The following is a 19,969-nucleotide window of genomic DNA, read 5'->3' on the forward strand; positions in this document are numbered from 1 at the left end:
GCAGTCTGCCGTTTCCGTATTACTTCAATGATGCCTTAGAAGGGAAACTCTCCCAGTATTCTAACTTCTGGCTCCAACAACAGCGACCACCGCTGCTCGACTTGCTGTTGAACGTGGCGGATCACTTGAAAAATATCATTGGCCGTTGCCGACCCGCAGTTAAGAATAAAATTAGCATGGCGCTGCGCTACTTGTGCGCCGCCGATCTGATATCCCTTCAGTCCCGCTTGTTCGATGAACCAACCGGCAGTCTTGGGGCCGGGGTTACGGAAGACTGAGCCACAGCTCGGTAAGTGGTAAGGTTGAGTTGTCCGCCGCTGGCTGAAATGGTCATTAGTTTCTGCCATTACTTGCGATCGGTCGAACCCCGGCTGTAACTGGAAAGTCGCTTCTGTTACTAGCCGATCGCCCCCTTGCAGCACCGAAGTCCGGTAGCGGTACTCCAACTCTTGGGGAGTCAGAATTTCCACCTTGCCACCAGGGGATAGGACGCGAGCGTTGACCAGAATATCAGCAGTACAGCCTCTGTGAGCGCCTGCATTCATCACCACAGCCCCTCCCACGCTGCCCGGTATGCCGACTGCCCATTCTAGACCTTTCCAGCCCCGTTTAGCCGCCAACCAAGCAAGGCGGGGAATTGACTCCCCCGCCCCCGCTGTAACTTGACCTGTTTCTGGGTTAAAATTCACCTGTTTCAGGTAGCGAGTGCCGACGACCAAACCGGACAAACCCCGATCGCTCACCAACAAATTAGAACCGGCACCCAGCAGAGTCACAGGCACCCCTTCAGAATCAGCCCAAGCAAAACTCGCTTGCAAAGCCTCCATACTGCGGGGAGCAACGTACCACTCGGCAGGGCCACCGACTCGGAAGGAAGTCAGGCCCGCCAGCGAAACTTGGGAGTTAATCTTGCAATCAGTTCCCCGCAAAGAAATAGGAGAATACACTCGCCGATTGTCCTTAACAGAGGAGTCATTCGAGATAGTCACCATCTTGAAAATCCTTAAAAATACCTTCGCTCGAAGACGTGGTTTAAAATCCATTTAGCTAACTTATGTCGCCCCTTTGAGCGAGCCGTCCGACAGAAGTTTCGGCCCAACGTGCAACGCCATAATGTCGATCGACTCTACTCAGTTCGCGAGCTAATCGGGGCGATCGGCTTGTTGATAAAAAGCCATCACCTCTGGAATAATCTGATTCAGATTACCAGCGCCCAAAAACAGAGCCAAATCCCCCGGTTGCAGATTTTTGGTTAAAAACTTAGTGACTGACTCCAGGGAAGGCGCAAACTCAACCTCTCGGCCTTCTTTCGCAATCAAATCAGCAACCTGCTGCCCGCTAATCTCTCCTAAATTCGGTTCCCCAGCACTATAAATATCGCAAGCCACAACCAAATCAGCATCCCCAAAAGATTGAGCAAATTCTGGCAAAAATGTCAGAGTTCGGCTGTAACGGTGGGGTTGAAAAATTGCAACCACTCTTCGGGATTTGGAATTTTTTTCGCTACCTTCGATACGCAAGCGAGCCGCCGCCAAGGTGACACGAATTTCGCTAGGATGGTGGGCGTAGTCGTCCACAAACAGGATGTCATTGTGAAAGCCCCGCACCTCAAAACGGCGGCGAGCTCCTTCAAAGCCAGCAATCGCTTTGGCAATCGCCGAAAACTCTAACCCCAACAATCGGCCTACTGCTACCGCAGCTAGTGCATTGCTGAGATTGTGTGTGCCGAGCAACTTCAACTCCATTTCCCCCAGGAAAACTCCTCGCTCCCAAATCCGAGCCTTGGTGCTTTCTGCCCCGTACTCCACGCCCGAAGCCGTGTAGTCAGCACCGCTGTCCGGCTGCAAGCTATAACTGACATGAGGCCCAAGGCAGTCTTTGACGATTTGGTCGTCAATGCAGCCCACCAAGGTTTGACAGTTTTGGGCAAACACCTTAAAAGTGTCTATTACCTGGTCAAGGGTATCGTAATGGTCTGGATGATCCAGTTCCACGTTCGTTACTATGCCAATTTTGGCTACTAGCTTAACGAGAGAACCGTCGGATTCATCAGCCTCGGCCACTAAGTAGGGGCCTTCCCCCAAACGGGCATTGCCTTCCCAAGCATTTACCTCGCCTCCTACTACGATGGTCGGGTCTAGACCCGCAGCCATCAGCATGAACCCGATTAAGCTGCTAGTAGTAGTTTTGCCATGAGTCCCGGCTACGGCTATGCTTTGGTAATCTTGAATTAACGCTGCCAACACATCCGATCGATGAAAAATCGGACAGCCCAAATCTAAAGCAGCTCGATATTCGGCATTGGCTGGGTGAATAGCCGTCGAACATACTACTTGAGGCAATCCCGCAATTGCTTGGGCGCTTGAACCGTTGCCGTTCAATTGGACAGCTTTGGCTGTCGCGACAGAAGTCCCTACCGTACCCGCGACTATCGAGGATACTGCCCTTTCCTGTTGCCCGCAGTCGGGACTGCTACCGTTAAGGGCCGTTTGAAATAGTTCAAAATTGCTGGCGTCTTGACTCCAAAAAATATGAGCTCCCATTCCTTGCAAGCGCTCGGTTATGTGACTCGATTTAATGTCGGAGCCGTACACAGGCAACTTGCGTTTAGCTAGAATGTAGGCAAGGGCTGACATCCCAATCCCACCAATGCCGATGAAATGAAATGGTCTACCGCTAAAATCAACAGAACTCGGCATCTTTGCTCCTCACACACCACACCACGCCAATAACACGCGATATCATATCAAGAATTGTTTTTTCAGGATACAGTTCGCTAGAGATTTTGTACAAAATTCTCTGCGCGTCCCTAGATTTGAGGGACTTGTAGAGATGTTTGTCTTGTATCCTATATGACTTAGTACCGAGTAGTTTTCCGGAACAGTCACAGCTCGAAAATTGCAGGTAAGAGAAAACGGGGTCTGGGGCCTGTGCCAATAGACTAATTTTGGGTGGTTGCATACTCCTGCATTCTTTCTATTTCTATCCGCCTGCTGTGCTGGGATACGGCAGCAAAAGCCCCACAACCTTTCTACCAAGATTGAGGGTAAAACCCATAAGGATTTACAAACACTACCACGAACAACAAAATTTCGCTCATTTTGTAGTCATTTATCTACTCCTACGGTTATTTTTTCTTGAAAGTCAGAGATTGACACGATCGCAACTCAACTATAGATAATATGTATTCTCACTTAATTGTATATATACCAAGTTATGCAGTTAGTCGAATAAGTCGAAAAGCGATAGAGTTTACGGTTAAAAGTGTATAAACATAAAATTGGCGCGATGTCTCTACTAATCCTGATTTTGGGGAAATATGGGGAAAATAGCGATTTTGGGGGGGACTTTTGACCCGGTTCACTGGGGTCACGTGTTGGTAGCCGAGACGGCTGCGAGTCAATTTGCTCTCGATCGAGTCATTTGGGTACCGGATCGCTCTCCTCCTCACAAAGAGCGCCCGGATTTGGCAAGTTTTGAGCGGCGGCGGGAAATGCTGGCTTTGGCGATCGGCGATCGCCCAGACTTCGTAATTTCGCCGCGGTCGGCAAATCCCAGAGGCAGTTGTTTTGCGATCGACACCCTGCTGTATTTGCAAAAATTGTATCCTGGCGATCATCGCTGGTACTGGATTATTGGTAGTGACGCACTCCTTACTCTTCCCAAATGGCACCGATGCGCCGAAATTGCCGGGTTGTGCGACTGGTTGGTGGCCCCACGTCCGAGTCACGGAGATCGAGTGACAGCAGAAACCGGGGAGATTGGGGGACTGTCCGAGTGGGGAGATTGTCCGGGTGGAAAACCCCTCGATTTCGGGGGGGACAGGATGCAGGTTCAGGCGACTGCTGTGGGCCGACGAGTTGCCGAACAAATGGCTCTTTTGGACGTGGAAATGCGCTGGGATGTGCTTTCGATGGCTGCGATCGAGATTTCGTCGAGCCACATCCGCCGCTGCTGCGCCGAAAGGATCGACCTCCGCTACTTAGTCCCGGAAGTTGTCGGGACTTATATTGCAGCCCATCAGCTTTACCAGTAACCAGCTGCAGAAAGCCTAATGCCTTCTGCCTTGCAATTTCAGCCTTCTAGAAAAGTTCAAGCTTTTTTGATCGACACAAAAAGTTATAAAGGATCAACCTTTGCGATATGATCTTGTCTCATAAGTCAATTCTTAAATTTTTCCAAAATTTAAGCCTGAGCTAGGGGCTGCCATCATTAGGAGGTACTAAAGTGATTCGAGTCGCGATCAATGGTTTTGGACGTATCGGGCGCAGTTTTGCGCGCTGCTGGCTGGGCAGAGAAAACAGCCAGCTAGAGTTGGTAGCTATTAATGACACTTCCGATCCCAGAAGTAATGCTCACTTGCTCAGATACGATTCCATGATGGGAACGTTGAAGAATGTGGACATCAGTGCGGATGAAAATTCCATTACCCTAAATGGGAAGACAGTTAAATGCGTGAGCGATCGCAACCCGCTAAACTTGCCTTGGAAAGATTGGGGTATTGATCTGATTATTGAAGCGACCGGCGTCTTCGTTGACCAAGCTGGTGCATCGAAGCATATCACTGCCGGCGCTAAAAAAGTGCTAATTACCGCTCCAGGCAAGGGTTCTGAAGTTGGCACTTATGTGATGGGAGTCAACCACCACAACTACAAGCACAGTGACTACACTGTCATCAGCAATGCTAGCTGTACTACCAACTGTCTAGCTCCTGTACTGAAAGTGCTGCACGAAAATTTTGGCATCGTCAAAGGCATGATGACCACTACCCACAGCTATACTGGGGACCAGCGCTTGCTGGATGCCAGCCACCGCGACTTGCGGCGGGCCCGGGCGGCAGCAATGAATATTGTGCCGACTTCTACCGGAGCAGCCCAAGCTGTGGCTTTGGTGATTCCAGAATTGAAGGGCAAGTTAAATGGTATTGCCATGCGCGTGCCGACTCCCAATGTGTCCGTAGTTGATTTTGTGGCTCAGGTAGAGAAAAAGACTTTTACCGAGCAAGTAAATCAAGTATTCAAAGAAGCTGCCTCTGGCTCGATGAAAGGGATTTTAGAGTACAACGATTTGCCTTTAGTTTCATGCGACTATCGCGGAAGTGATGCTTCTTCGATTCTGGATTCCAGCTTAACGCTGGTGATGGATGGCGACATGGTAAAGGTTTTGGCTTGGTACGACAATGAGTGGGGCTACAGTCAGCGGGTGGTTGACTTGGCTGAATTGGTCGCCGAACGTTGGGAAGCCTAGTACCCGAAGGCAGAAGGTATTAGTCATTCGGCAGAAGGTAAAAAATGCTGATATTTTGTACTTTTGAGTCGATTTCTAGCTGACTGGTTATTTCTGTTTTCGAGCGCTAGAGACTTTTGGCAGTCGATAGTTGGCGAGTACAAAATGAAATATGGTAGGGAGACGGCAGTGGGCAATGGTGTTAACTTAAGCTTTTTGTCCACCAGTCCTCCCGCCCACCCGTTAGTCCGCCAGGGAATGAATTCCCTGTCTAATAGCTAAAGTCCTCTGAAGAGGACTAATGAGTTTTTTAGTCCTCTTCAGAGGACTTTAGCTTTGAGGCAGGGGTTTCAACCCCTGTCGGGCGTTGCTGATTCACGGTATGAAGCAACTTTTCGCTTGATGTTACAAAGCTCAGCCTCCGAGGGCTTATAGCAATTGGGAAATCTTCCATTCATACCTGTATTCAGCAACGCCCCCTGTCGGACTATCGGTGGTACGTTAAGTTGACACCTATGGGCAGTGCGGTGTCCCTACCCGATATCCGTGGGAGACGGCAGTGCGGTGTCCCTAGGATATCCTTATGCTGCTACTCCCAGCTATCGATCATCGAACTTTTTGCAATAATACTTCGATCGGGCTTTCGGGTCTGCTTGATGATAAATTTGTTGTTTGTTTGTAGTAACCGCTTAAACTTGCTCTGGTAAATCCTGGGAAAATCCCAAATATTAAAAAAATAAAAATTCCGACTATAAAAGTTAAAAACCTGGAAAAATAGCAACGGGAGCATCTCATATTTGTAAAAATACTTCTTCTGGCTCCTTCCTTCTTCTGGCTCCTTCCTTCTTCCTCTTTCCTTCTTCCTCTTTCCTTCTGCCTCCTGCCTCCTGCCTCCTGCCTCAAAACTCCAATTTCTAGCGGAGGGCTGCAAAGGTGAGATGCTCCCATAGCAACAGCTACGGTGTAGTTTTAAAAGCAAAATGTAATATGAAAAAAGCGTTAATTAGCGGTATATCAGGTCAGGACGGAGCTTATTTAGCTAAACTGTTGCTCGAGCGAGGTTATGAAGTTTGTGGCACCTCCAGGGACGCCCAAATGTCTAGTTTCGGAAACCTGGCCCGTTTGGGCATCCGAGACAGAGTAAAACTAGAATCCATGTCTCTCAACGATTTTCGCAGCGTTTTGCAAGTGCTTGCTAAAATAGAGCCCGACGAAGTGTACAATCTAGCAGGTCAAAGTTCCGTCGGTCTGTCTTTTGAACAACCCGTAGAAACCCTCGAAAGCATTGCCACAGGCACATTGAATCTCTTAGAAGCAATTCGGTTTACAGGCGGCAAAATTAAACTTTACAATGCCAGTTCTAGCGAATGTTTTGGGGATACTGGAGGCAGTGCAGCGGATGAAAATACGCCTTTTCGCCCCAGAAGTCCTTACGCGGTAGCGAAAGCAACGGCATTTTGGGAAGTAGCGAATTATCGGGAAGCGTACAATTTGTTTGCGTGTTCTGGTATTCTGTTCAATCACGAGTCGCCCCTGCGGCCCGAGAGGTTTGTTACCCAAAAGATTGTATCTGTTGTCTGCCGAATTGCTGCGGGCAGTTCCGAAAAACTGCATTTGGGAAATATTTCCGTGCAGCGGGACTGGGGTTGGGCGCCGGAATATGTGGAGGCGATGTATTTGATGTTGCAGCAGGAAGAACCGGACGATTATGTAATTGCTACGGGTGCAAGTTATCCTTTGGAGGAGTTTGTGCAGACAGCGTTTGTTGCTGCGGGTTTGGATTGGCAGGAACATTTGGTAACGGATGCGAGTCTCTACAGACCGACGGAGATTGCAGTTGGGAGGGGAAATCCGGGTAAGGCGAAGCAAAAGTTGGGATGGGAGGCAAAATATAAAATGCCCGATGTGGTGCGGATGATGGTGGAAGCGAGAATTGGTAAGGTGTGAGGATTTTTTCTGAAAAAATAGCTCTTTGTTTGCAATAAATACCTGTTGTGAATTATCAGCGGTTGTGTACCCTTTTCAAGATGTGAAACAATGCAAGTAGTTATATTAGCCGGCGGTTTGGGGACACGTCTCCGAGAAGAAACAGAATTTCGTCCTAAGCCCCTAGTTGATGTGGGCGGGCGTCCGATTCTCGGGCACATTATGAAGACCTATGCCCATTAAGGATTTCATAATTTTCTTGTGTGTTTGGGTTATCGGGGCAACATGATTAAGGAGTCTTTCCTCAATTATGAAGCGATGAATAATGATTTTACTATTTGCTTGGGCAGCCAGAATTGCATTACTTATCACGAGGATCATCGCGAGCAAGATTTTAAGGTGACGCTGGCGGAAACTGGCTCGGAAAGCATTACTGGGGGGCGGGTGAAGCGGGTGGAGAAATACATCGATGATCGCGATAACTTTATGGTGACATACTGGGATGGAGTTACTGATGTAGATATTAGCAAACTGGTTGATTTTCAGAAGTCCCACGGCAAGCTGGCAACTGTGATGACAGTGCGTCCTATTTCTCGCTTCGGAATTTTAGATGTAGACAATTCCGGCAGCGTGCGGGAGTTTGTCGAGAAACCTCAAGTAGACGGCTGGGCAAGTGCGGGATACATGATACTCAACCGCCGTATTTTTGATTATTTGGGGGAAGATGAGTGCGTTTTAGAGCAAGAGCCGCTACAGCGTTTGGCTGCAGAAGGGCAATTAATGGCTTACCGACACGGCGGTTTGTTTTTCGTGATGGATACTTACCGGGAATATAAGTATTTGAATGAGCTGTCCGATAATAGAGAGGCTCCTGGGAAGGTGTGGGAATGGGAGAGGAAGTAAGAATGGGAGATTGTTTGGTGTTTATCACTGAGTTCAATGGTTCCTTGAGAAACGGGTCGCCAAACTCGATTAGTGAGATAAATTCACGAAGGAATGCATCTGTGAAATAACTGTATTAACACCCTCTTTTGATAAATGAGGCCCTATAGGAATACTGAGTACCTCCTTGGCTAACATTTCCGAGACTATTAAACTTCGGGATGGCCAATTTAGTTCAGCATAAGCTGACTGCAAGTGTGGTGGAATTGGATAATGAATTAAAGTGCCAATGCCTGCATTAGAAAAATGCTTTTGTAATGCGGTACGATCGAGATGACAGATAACGAATAAATGCCAAACAGGTTCAGCCCACTCTGGCACATAAGGCAATGTCAAACCCGGGCAACCGTCAAGAGCTTCAAGATAAAAACTAGCTATCAGCCGCCGCCGCTCATTCCATTCGTCTAGCTTGGCTAATTTGACTCGCAGCCAAGCTGCTTGCACATCATCCAACCGAGAGTTGAATCCTTTTTCTTCGTTGTGGTACTTAACCTTAGATCCATAGTTGCGGAGCATTTTTACTCGCTCTGCCACCCGATGGTTATTGGTTACAACTGCACCCCCATCTCCAAAAGCGCCCAAGTTCTTTCCGGGATAGAAGCTAAAACCCGCAGCATCTCCCAAACTGCCAGCCCGCCGACCTTTGTACCGCGCGCCGTGAGCTTGAGCAGCATCTTCAATCACTTTCAGCCCGTATCGTGCTGCGATTTGATTGATTGAATCCATGTCCGCAGGTTGGCCATAAAGATGCACTGGTAAAATTGCCTTGGTGCGTTCTGTAATCGCAATTTCGATGAGTGCTGGGTCAATGTTATAGGTATTTTTGTCAGGCTCGACGGGAACTGGTGTAGCTCCGGTATAGGAAACTGCCAGCCAGGTAGCAATGTAAGTATGAGCGGGTACGATAACTTCATCACCCGGACCAATATCGAGAGCTCTCAAGATTAAGTGTAAAGCTTCTAAACCATTACCAACTCCTATACAGTATTTCGCTTCGCAATATGCAGCAAACTCCACTTCAAATGCTTCTAATTCTTGCCCGAGCAGATACCAGCCAGAGTTCATTACTTGCTGGTAAGCAGTATCGAATTCTTCCTTTAGTTCGAGATAGGGTGCTTTTAGATCCAGAAAGGGAACAAGCATCGATCTTCGCTCCTTAGTTAAATATTTAAATTGAGTGGGTAATGAAATTTATTATTTGTTGTGAGGTCATATTCACTTCTTCTGATTTACAGCTTCAATAAAATCTTGATACTCACGGTAATAGTCGGACTCATCGTAGTAATCAGAGGCCAAAACCATGCAAACCGCTCCTGATGAGAAATTATCAAGATCTCGCCAGATCATAGGACAAACATATAAGCCGTAATAAGAACGGTTCATGTGATACTTCTTTTTTTCATGCCCATCATCTATTAGTAGGTCAAAACTCCCTGACATAGCAATAAATAGCTGTTGCAATTGCTTATGACCGTGACCCGCTCGTTCCGATCCCCCTGGAACATCATAAAGATAGTAAACCCGCTTTATATCAAAGGGAATATGTCTATTAGCCTCCACAAAAGTTAAGTTTCCTCTAGGATCGGAAATTTTGGGTAATTCAATGATGCGACATTGCTCAATTCCCATCTATACACCTCAAATTAATACTTACTAAGTCAGAACTTAAAAAATCAGGAGATAGCGATGCTAAGTATAATTCTGTGCGAAGACCGCAGGTAACTCCCCAGATGGGGCATCCCAGTAATCGGGCAGCTTCAACATCTACCTCTGTATCCCCAATCCAAATAGAATTTTCAGGAGATACCTGGGGAATTGCTTTTTTAACCTGTGCCACTTTGCCATTTGCTCCTAATTGATGATCGCACGGCAATACATAATCTAAAAGAGTATCTAACCCTAATTCAACCAGTTGAGCATGAAGCCGTTCTGGGTAGCGTCGCAGAGTGACCAAAATTAATTGAAGTCCCGAATTGCGCCATTGTTGTAATTTATCTATTATACCGGGTTGTGGCCGATCTAATGCTAGAAATTGTGGCTGTTCAATTAATTCCAGCCAAGCCTGTAAGAATGGTTCATAAATTGATTCAGCTCCAGAGGCAGCTAACTGTCCTCTGCGATTCACTTGCTCTCGCTTCATCTGCCAATAGCTTTCCAAACTAATTGGTGTATAGCCTTGTTCCCTCAAGATTTGACTATAACAGGCATAATGTCGAAATTTTCCCTCCAAAATGGGGCCGTCTAGGTCGAGAATAACGAATTGAATCATGGCCGTTCACAAACAGCATACAATTCCGCCGCATACTCTGGAAAATCCTTACCCAATTCATAAAAACCTTGAATCATCTCTTCGTTCCAGTTGTCCTGAATCTGCTGATTGGAAACGGGTTTGAAAAATACACCGCCCATTTCAGCAATACAAAGACCTGACGCCTCTAAGTCATGCCTAAATGTTTCAGGTGTGTACACTCGGCGATGCCCCAAGGCATGATCTCGTTCATTGAGTTCGCAAGGGTGTTTCAGCAGCCCCATTTTGACAGCTACAAGCCGATGAATAGAATTACCGTTTGGCACGCCTGCGAGAATTTTTCCTCCGGGAGCTAGCCACTGTTTGGCGCGTTGCAATAAAGCCACGGGTTCCTCTATATGTTCCAGTATATGTTCCATAACAATGGTATTGAATTGCTTATCGGGAGCAAAATCCTCGAATAGTGCGTGTACCTTTAACAAATTAGGAGCATCAGGAATATTTGCCAACAGGTCGCCGGAGCCTTCTACTGAGGTTAATCTGGCAAAGTCTTGTAACAATAATTGGGTCATTTCGCCTTCTGCTGGTCCGAGTTCTAATCCTTCTGGCCCTTGCAAGTGAGGTTTCAGACTTTGGTAGCGGAAGCCGATTAACCGCTTGTCAAAATCAAGCTGCTCCCGTAAATACCAATCTGATATTTGTTCAACTCTGGTTTGTTCATCAATATGGCTCATTGGCTATAACTCCGAAAATAATTAACTTCTTCTTTTAGTCCCTGTTCTAGGGAAATAAGTTTCCATTTTCCTAGAAGTTCCTGCATCTTTATACTGTCAAAACGCCAAGACTGTCCGTTTGGCTTATCCGCTAAATATTGAATACTCCCTGAAAAACCAGTAAGTTGGATGAGGGTTTCAGTGATACTGCGGATTGAGCTTGATCCTCCCCGCACTATGTTGACGGGGCCGAGTTCCTGAATCTCGGAAGTAGCAGCTCGTAAAGTTGCTTCAACTGCATCTTCCACATACAAGAAATCCCGCTCTGCACTCCCGTCCCCATACAAAATTGGAGCTTCATCTCGGAGCAATCGCTGTATAGTCTGCGGGATTAACTTCTTATAAGCTCCTTCGCCAGGACCGAATATATGACCGTAACGCAAAATAGCGCAACTGCAATCTCGCTGGCGAGCATAGGAGCGAATCAATAGTTCGCAAAATAGCTTTGAGACCCCATACAAACTACCAGGTTCAACTGGTGAGGATTCACTCAAAGCTACGCCATCAGGTAGTGGGGCATACACATCAAGGGTACTAGCGAAAACAATCCGTTGAGGCGGAGTTGGGAGACTTTCTAATAGGCTGCGGGTTCCTTGAAGGTTGTCTCGGTACACCTGTTCCACCGCATTAATGGCATCATTACTTTTGGGAGTAAATGCGCCCAGATGAAGTACCACATCAATTTTTTCTATGCCTGCTGCTTGCCATGTTTCTGGGGTCAGTTGGTCGAGAGCTGCTGCTACCGAAGTTATGCCATATTGACTTTGGGTCAAAGGTTTTCTGGTGAGAAGCACTAGATGAATAGCCGGATTCTGGGACAGACGACGCACTAGATGAGTGCCAATGAACCCAGTAGCACCAGTCACTAAAACTGTCTTTCCATCCAATAAATTCAAAGCTGGCATTGCTCCATTTTTTCCATTTCTTCAACAGTTGTCATCACAGGTTCCACATCCATACCCCTGATCCACACCAAGCCATTTGGTAGTGGATTAATTTTACGATCAAGAGTTGGGAATTTTTCCTCTAGAGCAATATTAGAGTAGATTTCTGGCATATTTAAGCCAGCTTTAGTAAAAAAGTAATGGGTGGTAAAGAATCGACCAATATTAATCTCCGTAGGATTAGGCAACCCTTGTTGGTCGTAGGTCATGTCTACCCCAAATATTCCGTGTGGCTTCGGGTCAATTGCTAAGATAGAATCTTGAGCCACTTGGTCTACAATCGTATCGGAACAGGTTTCCGCAACCCCTGTAATTCCAGTGACTCCAGAAAGTGTACGGTTGCCAAAGTTCCAACTTCTCCGTCGCCTGGTTTGTGCTACTACCAGTTCTCCCTCGTACCAAATGGATAGCCAAGTGATGCTCTGGGAGGTTAGGCACGCTGCTGCTGTACATTCACCCCAACCTTGAAAACGATCGATCCATAACTTGCCAAAATCAAAGTTATCGGTTGGGAGTGCCCAACGTCCCCCCCCTCCAGTAACGGCTCTCACCCAAACCTTCTGACCAAACTTTTCAAATGCCAATTTTAGGTCTTCTGGAGTATCGAGCAGGATAGTTTCAGGCACTTTAATCCCAGCTTGACTCCAAATTTGGTAGGATTTGTACTTATCTATACAGTTTTCCACAGTATCTGAGGTAGGCAGAAAAAGCTTGACTCCCAGTGCTTGAACTTGTTCTCGGAGGCGAGAGATAGCTTGCACCTCAAAATCATTTTGCAGGTGTAAGAAGTTTGGTTTAGTCTTCTGTAATAAACTCAGTATTGCTTGTGGATATTCAGGAGCTACTGCATAAGGAACCAGATACTTTTCTTCGGTATCTGCTAAGAATAAATCTGAAGGAATGCAAGACATACCGAGCAGATAGTCATTACGAGAAGATTCGCGTAATGAGCGGATAAAGTTGTTAGATGGAGCCCCACCTGAGCCTCCGATTAGAATCCTAGCCATTCAATTCTTCCTCATTCATCAGTAACCGAGCATAAAATCCTAAGTTAATTTTTTACCTCAGAGTTCTCTCCTCCTCTGCTCGACTCCAGCCAGGGTGAACAAGTGCTTTAGGGAATCGATCTCGATCAGATTATCTACATAACCATCTCCGGGATAAATCACTTGGCGCAAGTAAGGGCAGACAATACCTTCTGCTCCTATCAAATAGTAGTAGTCTAGACCAAGATGATGACTGATCATTCTGTAATTAGGACCTATGAAATAAGGGGAGAAAAGTTCTATTACTTTAGTTCCAGGGCTGCATAAAAATAAGTTAGCATTTCCGCCTCCATAACCTATTACAACTTTAGCATTAGCCATCAGCGGAGCTAGTTCAACTATAGACATGGTAGCAGGATCTATAGTCGTAAACCCGTACTCCTGCAAAACACCTAGCATTTCATTCTCATTAATTATTTTGCGGTACATAGCACTGCCCCGACTCAAATGTATTCGCTCTGGATGCTCGGATTTGGAATTATCAGCCCGGGGTAAAATTTTTTTCCTCAGAAAATCAACTATCCATTTAGTTGGATAGTTGACTATTCCTGCATAGGATGGAACAACTAACCTATCTGCTTTGATATGAGGATAAGTCAGAGAGTCTATAATTTTATGGGAGGGAATGCCTAAAACTTCCAGAGTTTCTTTGTGAGCGTTCAAAAAATACCCACTGACTAAAAATTTATCGATGCTGTCTATATCTATATCACTCAGCTCTAGCAGTCCAAATCTAGGTAGCATATCATACAGCCAATGGTAATAACTCTTACCTGCTGTATTCGCTGATAAAGCAGCTACTGTACCTTCAATATGGTAAGCAGGTATGTTGTGAGGATCTTGGAAGTCCGTAGTAAGTTCATTCAGTAGCTTGTTATCTGAAGTAATAGCTGCTGTAGTAGTATCCCAGGCAGAATACCGTCCCTGCGGCACTATGACAACAAAGGTTTTTGGAGATTCAAATTGATTGGGAAGAACTACTCTAGGATCTAAATCTTCATGTATAGTTCTCGGTGGATTAGGAAACTCTACTATGTGAGGTGGGTGTATTTCTATATAGTTACTAACTTGTATACTTGAAGTAACAGCCCAGTCTTTTACTGAGTTAATTATGTCTTGAATAGGTGGATGAATTTGCCGTTTTTGGAGATAGGTATCTGCTTCTTCTGACAAACCCACTTTTTGCATAAGCTGGGCTATTTCTAGCTTCTCTGTGTAAGGTAAGGGGATATTTAAGCTAATTAACTCTTTGAGAATAAAGTTTGCGTCTTCTGGCTTGCCTTGTGCTATGAGGCAATTGACCAAGGACATATAGGCATGATGGTGTACCGGGGGATTTTTTATAGCACTTTTGTAACAGCTAATTGCTAACTCTAAATTATTTATTTGGCAATAAGAATGACCAAGATGGATATAGTAATCTGAGTTTTTTGGATCTAGAACGAGAGCTTTATGAAAAAAACTAATGGCTAAATCTACATTATTAGTTTGAGAATATATATGTGCGATTGCGCTATATATTTCTTTTTTTACAAGATTAGTTTGAAGTGATTTTTGAAAATAATCAAGAGCGTTATCTAGCTGATGACTAGATAAAAGTGCTTGTCCTATTTCTGAGTAAACTTCTCCCTGTTTTGAAGAGTCAGGTTGTAACAAAATTGCTTTTTGATACATTTCTATGGCTTCCCCAAACCTAGCTCTGATTGCTAAAAATTTTCCTAGACAAGTGTATATTTCTGACGAATCTGGATTGGTTAGTATTGACTTAAAAAAACTCGACCTTAAAGCGGATTGCTCATCTATTTCATTTTGCGTGCCCCTATCTTCTATCAAACGGCTGTAAGCGATCGCGATTTCTGGTTTGAGGATAATTGCTTTGTGGTAGGCTGCGCTCGCCTCTTCCCAAAGCCCTTGTTTTGCAAAAAAGCTTCCTGTATGCCAGTGCAATTCCTCAAAAGATAGTGACATTGCTGTGGATAAACAAAAGCCCCACCTCAACTGAAATTCCTGGGAACAGCAGATGTTCGCAAGTATTTGCTGCCGTGTCAGCGATCGGGTAACTTCCAGAAATTCTGCAATTCCTTCATCCTGTAGAGAGCGTTTCAGATAAGTACAGAAAGATTCTTGCACAAAAGCTGCATCTGTGAGGTGATTTGTTGTTTGCAAAAATAATTTTTCCTGGGGTGGGAATTGCTTCATCTGAAGCAACTTAGCCAAGAGTTTTCCCAGAGAGTTATCATTTGACATCAAAGATGGATCGAGTTCCATAGCTTTGCGGTATGAGAAGATAGCTTCTTCCTGATGATCCTGTTTTTCAAGAACTTCCCCTAATTCATAGTGAATTAATGCTTCTTTTGGGTTAAGCTCGATCGCTCTCTGACAAGCAGCGATCGCTTTTTCCCATTCCTCTAGTTTTACGAATGCCTTGCCTAAGCGCCACCAAAGTTCCCAATTATCTGGTTCAATTGTCAGTAGATTGCAATAGGCTTGCACCGCATCTGGATTTAGCTCAATAGCTCGACGATAAGAAGCGATCGCCCCTTCCCAATCCAATTGAGTTCGCTGTTGCAGCACTTCCCCCAGTTTATATTGAATCCAATCCGCCTCTGGCTCAAGCTCACTGGCACGGCGATAAGTCGCGATCGCCTCATCTAGCTGATCCAATTTTTCTAAACTTTTTCCTAATTCCACATAAGAACCAAAATACTCAGGATTTAATTGACAAGCCTGACGGTAATTTTTAATCGACCCTTCCCAATATCCTTGTTCAGTTATTTTTTTTCCTAACTCTAAACAATCTTCAAAAGGTTTTGATATTTCTTCTCCTGAATGGTGTTTTTTTTCAGCTAAGAACTCCTCTAAATTTTTCTGCCTTATATATTCAAAGTAAGCTTGAATATTCATGTCTCGTTTGTTACCGGAATCTTGGTCCGAATTAATTGATTGATTTGGTTGTAGCCGATAAAGCAACGCTAATTCGATAGAATTAATTGCAAAGTTATTGCCCATAGAATAAAATCTCACTTGTAATTCTTGGGCATTCGTTAGTTCCAAATAAAATTCAATCTGAGTATCTTGGATATCTACCTTCTCGTCCCAAGCTACGCTGTTACCATGATCGGTGACTATATCAAATTTAAAGCCAAAAATCTGATGATTATGTGTTTCTTTCACCTCTCTGGTATCCATTTCAACATCTATCTTGACTCGATAAATCCCGTCAGGCACATTAATATAAGGACCGAAAGAAACTAATTGACCTTCTTCTGAACAACTCACCAACTGATAGCCATCCTTATTTTGAATCAGTTGCCCCGAGCGATTACACAGTTGTTGTGGAGAAATTTTAAAATAATCTACAGGTGGTAATTCCGATAAAAAGCTTCTTTTTTTCCCTATTTCGGGATTTAATTGCATTGCCCTACACCACAGATTAACGGCTATATCCAAATTTTGTTTATATATATATAATGCTAATTCTAAATGCAAATCTGCATGAGCCAGCGCCATTTGCGTCATTTTTGGCTTTAAAAAGTGTCTATATTGACGGATATTATTTTTTAGATAATCTGGTATATCTTTACCTTCAACATCTCTGACATCGTAATAGTATTTACCCAGAGACTCTTCATCATTGGTCGGTCTTGCTACATCATAATTTATCAAAGGAATTCCTTTTTCTTTAGAATTATCTCCCTCTGCATGAGCAAAACTCTGCACTTTGTACCTTCTTGTTTTGGTGCCTCCAAAATAAGTTAAATGCCAACCCCCCTTCTCAATGTAAGGGTGTTGAAATCCTTCCTTTCTAATATCTGCTGCTTTCCAATTTGGACTCCAAAAACCTTCGTCCGACCTCCTAACTTGGGTTGCAGTTCTAATTTTAAAATCTTTGTATTTACACGCTACTGTACCACACCACCAATTACTCTTAAAATCATCTAAGTGATAATGATACATATCATGGGTAAAGATGACAAACTTATGATTTGAAAGCAGCTCGATAGCATCTCCTATTTTTTCTTTTTTCGGGATTTCATCTAAATCACTTATCAATATAATATCTTCATCGTCACAATGTATAACTCTCAAAGGTCGAATGATACAATCCCTCTGGTGAATTTCCAGAGGCCACCTGTCGCCATCGATCACTTCTGGCATATCATCGACAACATAATGAATAATTTTGTCCTGATATTCAGCAAATTCATGAATAAAATCTTGGTAATATAGAGGCTTAGGATTGCCACTAAAGGTTTTAGTGGCTTCTACTAAAATAAACTTATCGACAACATCCTTTAATTCCTCTATTCTAATTTTAAGAAGATCTATTTCATTAAAAAAAGTAAAACAATCATAAATCCGAGGGCGTTTTTGATTAGCTTGCATATTATGGGGATTTAGCTTAAAAGCCTTGTAGTAACAGAGGCTTGCCTCGTTTGTGTTTCCTTGGGCTGCTAGTGCTTCTGCTAAGTTATAGTAAGATCCTTCATCGGGATTTAGCTCAATCGCTCGGCGATAAGAAGCGATCGCCCCTTCCAAATCCAACTGAGTTCGCTGTTGTAGCAGTTCCCCCAGTCTATACTGAATCCAATCTGCATTTGGTTCAAGTTCACTGGCACGGCGGTAAGCAGCGATCGCCTCATCCAACTGACCCAACTTCACCAAACTCTGCCCTAAGCCACAGTAAGTCCCGAAATGTTCGGCATTGAGTTCAATGGCCCTGCGGAAAGCAACAACCGCTTCCTCCCACTGTTGCTGTCGATCTAAAGCATCCCCCAAGTGATGATAAGACCAAGAAAAATCCGGGTTGAGTTCTATCGCGTGCCGATAAGCTGCGATCGCTTCCTCAAATTGACCAAGTTTTGCTAGAGCTTCCCCTAAATTGTGGTGTGACCAAGAGTGGTCAGGATTTAGCTCAATGGCACGGTGGTAGGCGGCGATCGCCTCCTCCATATTCCCTTCCTCTAGAAATCGATCGCCCTCGTCCAAATAATCAACGGCAGTTTTTTTGGCTTCCATCTTGAGTTACTGTCAATCGTGCTAAGCTGATGAGCAACTTCAGGTTACACTAAGTTGTGTACCTTTGACAAGATGTAATCTTAATGACCTGACCTTAGTGTAAACTGTGGTGGAATCCCGGACTATTGAGAGGCGATGTATTTGATGTTGCAGCACAAACAGCCAGAGGGCTGGGTAAGTGCAACAGGTGAAAATCATTCCTTACCACAAATTGCGGGGACATTGCTTGATGAGAGATTAAACCTGACGGAACATATAGCGACGCAAGCCAGTCCTAACAGACTAACGGAAATGCGGGTAATATAAGCTGCGCTTGGGGATCATTTATGCGAAAATCCGGTTGACTTGCCGATGAGTCGAAGGGAATCGGTAGCAGTATCAATTGCGTCAATTCACAAAACTCTCAAATCCGACTAAATTTAATGTAGAAAAGACCGGAGAATCCACAATGCAAGAATGGAAAAGAACGTTTTCTTTTAATAAAACAAAACTTTATTACAACCGGATAAAATTTAACAACCCTACCGAAAGAGCTGTAGAGATACCTATTGCTTTTAACTTTTTGGCCGCTCTCCAAAAACCAGCAAGCATACTTGAAGTTGGAAATGTACTCTCTCATTATGAAAATCATTTGAGTGAAACGCTTGGTATAACATCAAGACGAATTGTAGATAAATTTGAAGTAGAAGTAGGGGTAGATAATGAAGACTTAATGAACCTGCCGTCCGAAGACAAATACGACGCGATTGTCTCACTTTCTACAGTCGAACACATTGGACAAAAAGGAGATCCTTCGGGTGGATATGGAGAGCAGGAAGAAAACCGCGATCGTGAAGGTCCCTTAAAAGCAATTGCTAAGATATACGACCTACTTGCTCCTGATGGCAAAGCCTTGATTACCGTTCCTTTTGGAAAACTTATAGACGGGGAATGGTATATTCAGTTTAGTAAAGAGTATTTATATCTGTTAGGGAAAAAATATGGAATTCCTCAAGAGGCTGTCTCAGTTAATTGTTTAAAGCTAATAGACCGAGAAACAACTGACCGTGGTTTTAACGTGCTTTGGGAAGAGTTAGATGCTCTTGAACTGAGTTATGTGGAATACGGCTCGCCTTTTTCTCAAGCAAATGCGATCGCCGTTATCGAGCTTTCCAAGCTTTCAAGTGACTTTCACTTGAAATTAAATGTCGAGCCGAGTCCTCTGTTATACAATATGCCCTATGAGACGCGGGCAGAATTCCAGCAAAACAAGGCTCTCCTACAGCAAACTCAAAGTGAATTGGCAGAATTTCAGTTGCAATTGCAACTGAGTCAGAGCGAATTGGAACAATCCCAAGCAATCCAGCAGCAGACTCAGAGTGGATTAGAACAATCCCAGTTACAACTCCATCAGACTCAGAGTGAATTAGAACAATCCCAGTTACAACTCCATCAGACTCAGAGTGAATTAGAACAATCGCAAGCAATCCAGCACCAGACTCAGAGTGAATTGGAACAATCGCAAGCAATCCAGCACCAGACTCAGAGTGAATTGGAACAATCCCAGTTACAACTCCACCAGACTCAGAGTGAATTGGAACAATCCCAAGCAATCCAGCACCAGACTCAGAGTGAATTGGAACAATTCCAGTTACAACTGCATCAGACTCAGAGCGAATTGGAACAATCCCAAGCAATCCAGCAGCAGACTCAGAGTGAATTGGAACAATTCCAGTTACAACTGCATCAGACTCAGAGCGAATTGGAACAATCCCAAGCAATCCAGCAGCAGACTCAGAGTGAATTGGAACAATTCCAGTTACAACTGCATCAGACTCAGAGCGAATTGGAACAATCCCAAGCAAT

General features: G+C 44.5%; 13 protein-coding genes and 2 pseudogenes. 6 read left to right on the forward strand and 9 right to left on the reverse strand.

The window, feature by feature from the left end:
* Positions 1–35: 35 nt before the first annotated feature.
* Positions 36–992, reverse strand: a complete 957-nt coding sequence (gene murB / locus QUB35_RS26355) for a UDP-N-acetylmuramate dehydrogenase (RefSeq protein WP_333144613.1) — start codon at positions 990–992, stop codon at positions 36–38.
* Positions 993–1,142: 150 nt separating this feature from the next.
* Positions 1,143–2,699 carry a UDP-N-acetylmuramate--L-alanine ligase gene (gene murC / locus QUB35_RS26360; RefSeq protein ID WP_333144614.1) on the reverse strand — a complete coding sequence of 519 codons (1,557 nt, stop codon included), beginning with the start codon at positions 2,697–2,699 and terminating at the stop codon, positions 1,143–1,145.
* Between the two features lie 620 nt (positions 2,700–3,319).
* Between murC and nadD the strand changes: the two genes are divergently transcribed.
* From nadD to QUB35_RS26380, 4 genes and pseudogenes are all read left to right on the forward strand, one after another.
* The gene (gene nadD, locus QUB35_RS26365) at positions 3,320–4,036 is read left to right on the forward strand and encodes a nicotinate (nicotinamide) nucleotide adenylyltransferase (RefSeq protein WP_333144615.1); all 717 of its coding nucleotides are present in this window, start codon (positions 3,320–3,322) and stop codon (positions 4,034–4,036) included.
* 191 nt (positions 4,037–4,227) lie between these two features.
* Positions 4,228–5,247 carry a type I glyceraldehyde-3-phosphate dehydrogenase gene (locus tag QUB35_RS26370; RefSeq protein ID WP_333144616.1) on the forward strand — a complete coding sequence of 340 codons (1,020 nt, stop codon included), beginning with the start codon at positions 4,228–4,230 and terminating at the stop codon, positions 5,245–5,247.
* A gap of 966 nt (positions 5,248–6,213) precedes the next feature.
* Positions 6,214–7,173 (forward strand): GDP-mannose 4,6-dehydratase, encoded by a 960-nt coding sequence (locus QUB35_RS26375; RefSeq protein WP_333144617.1) that lies wholly within the window; start codon positions 6,214–6,216, stop codon positions 7,171–7,173.
* A gap of 90 nt (positions 7,174–7,263) precedes the next feature.
* Positions 7,264–8,055 (forward strand): annotated as a pseudogene (locus tag QUB35_RS26380) (glucose-1-phosphate cytidylyltransferase).
* A 69-nt stretch (positions 8,056–8,124) separates the two neighbouring features.
* On the opposite strand, the gene QUB35_RS26385 reads toward QUB35_RS26380, so the two are convergent.
* The 7 genes from QUB35_RS26385 to QUB35_RS26415 form a co-directional block, all read right to left on the reverse strand.
* Positions 8,125–9,237: a DegT/DnrJ/EryC1/StrS family aminotransferase gene (locus QUB35_RS26385; RefSeq protein WP_333144618.1), complete on the reverse strand. Its 1,113-nt coding sequence runs from the start codon at positions 9,235–9,237 to the stop codon at positions 8,125–8,127.
* Positions 9,238–9,309: 72 nt separating this feature from the next.
* Complete coding sequence (locus QUB35_RS26390) at positions 9,310–9,723, reverse strand: sugar 3,4-ketoisomerase (RefSeq protein WP_333144619.1); 414 nt, start codon at positions 9,721–9,723, stop codon at positions 9,310–9,312.
* Entirely contained in the window at positions 9,713–10,363 is a 651-nt protein-coding gene (locus QUB35_RS26395) for an HAD hydrolase-like protein (protein WP_333144620.1), read from the reverse strand. The genes QUB35_RS26390 and QUB35_RS26395 overlap by 11 nt, the downstream gene beginning before the upstream one ends.
* Positions 10,360–11,076: a class I SAM-dependent methyltransferase gene (locus tag QUB35_RS26400; RefSeq protein WP_333144621.1), complete on the reverse strand. Its 717-nt coding sequence runs from the start codon at positions 11,074–11,076 to the stop codon at positions 10,360–10,362. Before QUB35_RS26400 ends, QUB35_RS26395 begins: the two co-directional genes overlap by 4 nt.
* Positions 11,073–12,020, reverse strand: coding sequence for an NAD(P)-dependent oxidoreductase (locus QUB35_RS26405; RefSeq protein WP_333144622.1), 948 nt, complete (start codon positions 12,018–12,020; stop codon positions 11,073–11,075). The genes QUB35_RS26400 and QUB35_RS26405 overlap by 4 nt, the downstream gene beginning before the upstream one ends.
* A complete protein-coding gene (locus QUB35_RS26410; protein WP_333144623.1) occupies positions 12,008–13,066 on the reverse strand; it encodes a hypothetical protein in 1,059 nt (352 codons plus the stop codon). The genes QUB35_RS26405 and QUB35_RS26410 overlap by 13 nt, the downstream gene beginning before the upstream one ends.
* A 57-nt stretch (positions 13,067–13,123) precedes the next feature.
* A complete protein-coding gene (locus QUB35_RS26415; RefSeq protein ID WP_333144624.1) occupies positions 13,124–18,124 on the reverse strand; it encodes a tetratricopeptide repeat protein in 5,001 nt (1,666 codons plus the stop codon).
* A 144-nt stretch (positions 18,125–18,268) separates the two neighbouring features.
* On the opposite strand from QUB35_RS26415, the gene QUB35_RS26420 reads away from it, so the two are divergent.
* A complete protein-coding gene (locus QUB35_RS26420; protein ID WP_333144625.1) occupies positions 18,269–18,430 on the forward strand; it encodes a hypothetical protein in 162 nt (53 codons plus the stop codon).
* 142 nt (positions 18,431–18,572) lie between these two features.
* Positions 18,573–19,969, forward strand: a pseudogene (locus QUB35_RS26425) (hypothetical protein); the annotation flags it as partial.

This window comes from Microcoleus sp. B13-B6, from assembly GCF_036705405.1.
In the GTDB taxonomy this organism is placed as follows: domain Bacteria; phylum Cyanobacteriota; class Cyanobacteriia; order Cyanobacteriales; family Microcoleaceae; genus Microcoleus.

Coding starts and splice junctions, on each gene's coding strand:
- QUB35_RS26390 (WP_333144619.1), bottom strand. CDS start 9,723: ATGGGAATTGAGCAATGTCGCATCATTGAATTACCCAAAATTTCCGAT.
- QUB35_RS26405 (WP_333144622.1), bottom strand. CDS start 12,020: ATGCCAGCTTTGAATTTATTGGATGGAAAGACAGTTTTAGTGACTGGT.
- murC (WP_333144614.1), bottom strand. CDS start 2,699: ATGCCGAGTTCTGTTGATTTTAGCGGTAGACCATTTCATTTCATCGGC.
- QUB35_RS26415 (WP_333144624.1), bottom strand. CDS start 18,124: ATGGAAGCCAAAAAAACTGCCGTTGATTATTTGGACGAGGGCGATCGA.
- QUB35_RS26410 (WP_333144623.1), bottom strand. CDS start 13,066: ATGGCTAGGATTCTAATCGGAGGCTCAGGTGGGGCTCCATCTAACAAC.
- murB (WP_333144613.1), bottom strand. CDS start 992: ATGGTGACTATCTCGAATGACTCCTCTGTTAAGGACAATCGGCGAGTG.
- QUB35_RS26395 (WP_333144620.1), bottom strand. CDS start 10,363: ATGATTCAATTCGTTATTCTCGACCTAGACGGCCCCATTTTGGAGGGA.
- QUB35_RS26375 (WP_333144617.1), top strand. CDS start 6,214: ATGAAAAAAGCGTTAATTAGCGGTATATCAGGTCAGGACGGAGCTTAT.
- QUB35_RS26385 (WP_333144618.1), bottom strand. CDS start 9,237: ATGCTTGTTCCCTTTCTGGATCTAAAAGCACCCTATCTCGAACTAAAG.
- QUB35_RS26400 (WP_333144621.1), bottom strand. CDS start 11,076: ATGAGCCATATTGATGAACAAACCAGAGTTGAACAAATATCAGATTGG.
- QUB35_RS26420 (WP_333144625.1), top strand. CDS start 18,269: ATGTTGCAGCACAAACAGCCAGAGGGCTGGGTAAGTGCAACAGGTGAA.
- nadD (WP_333144615.1), top strand. CDS start 3,320: ATGGGGAAAATAGCGATTTTGGGGGGGACTTTTGACCCGGTTCACTGG.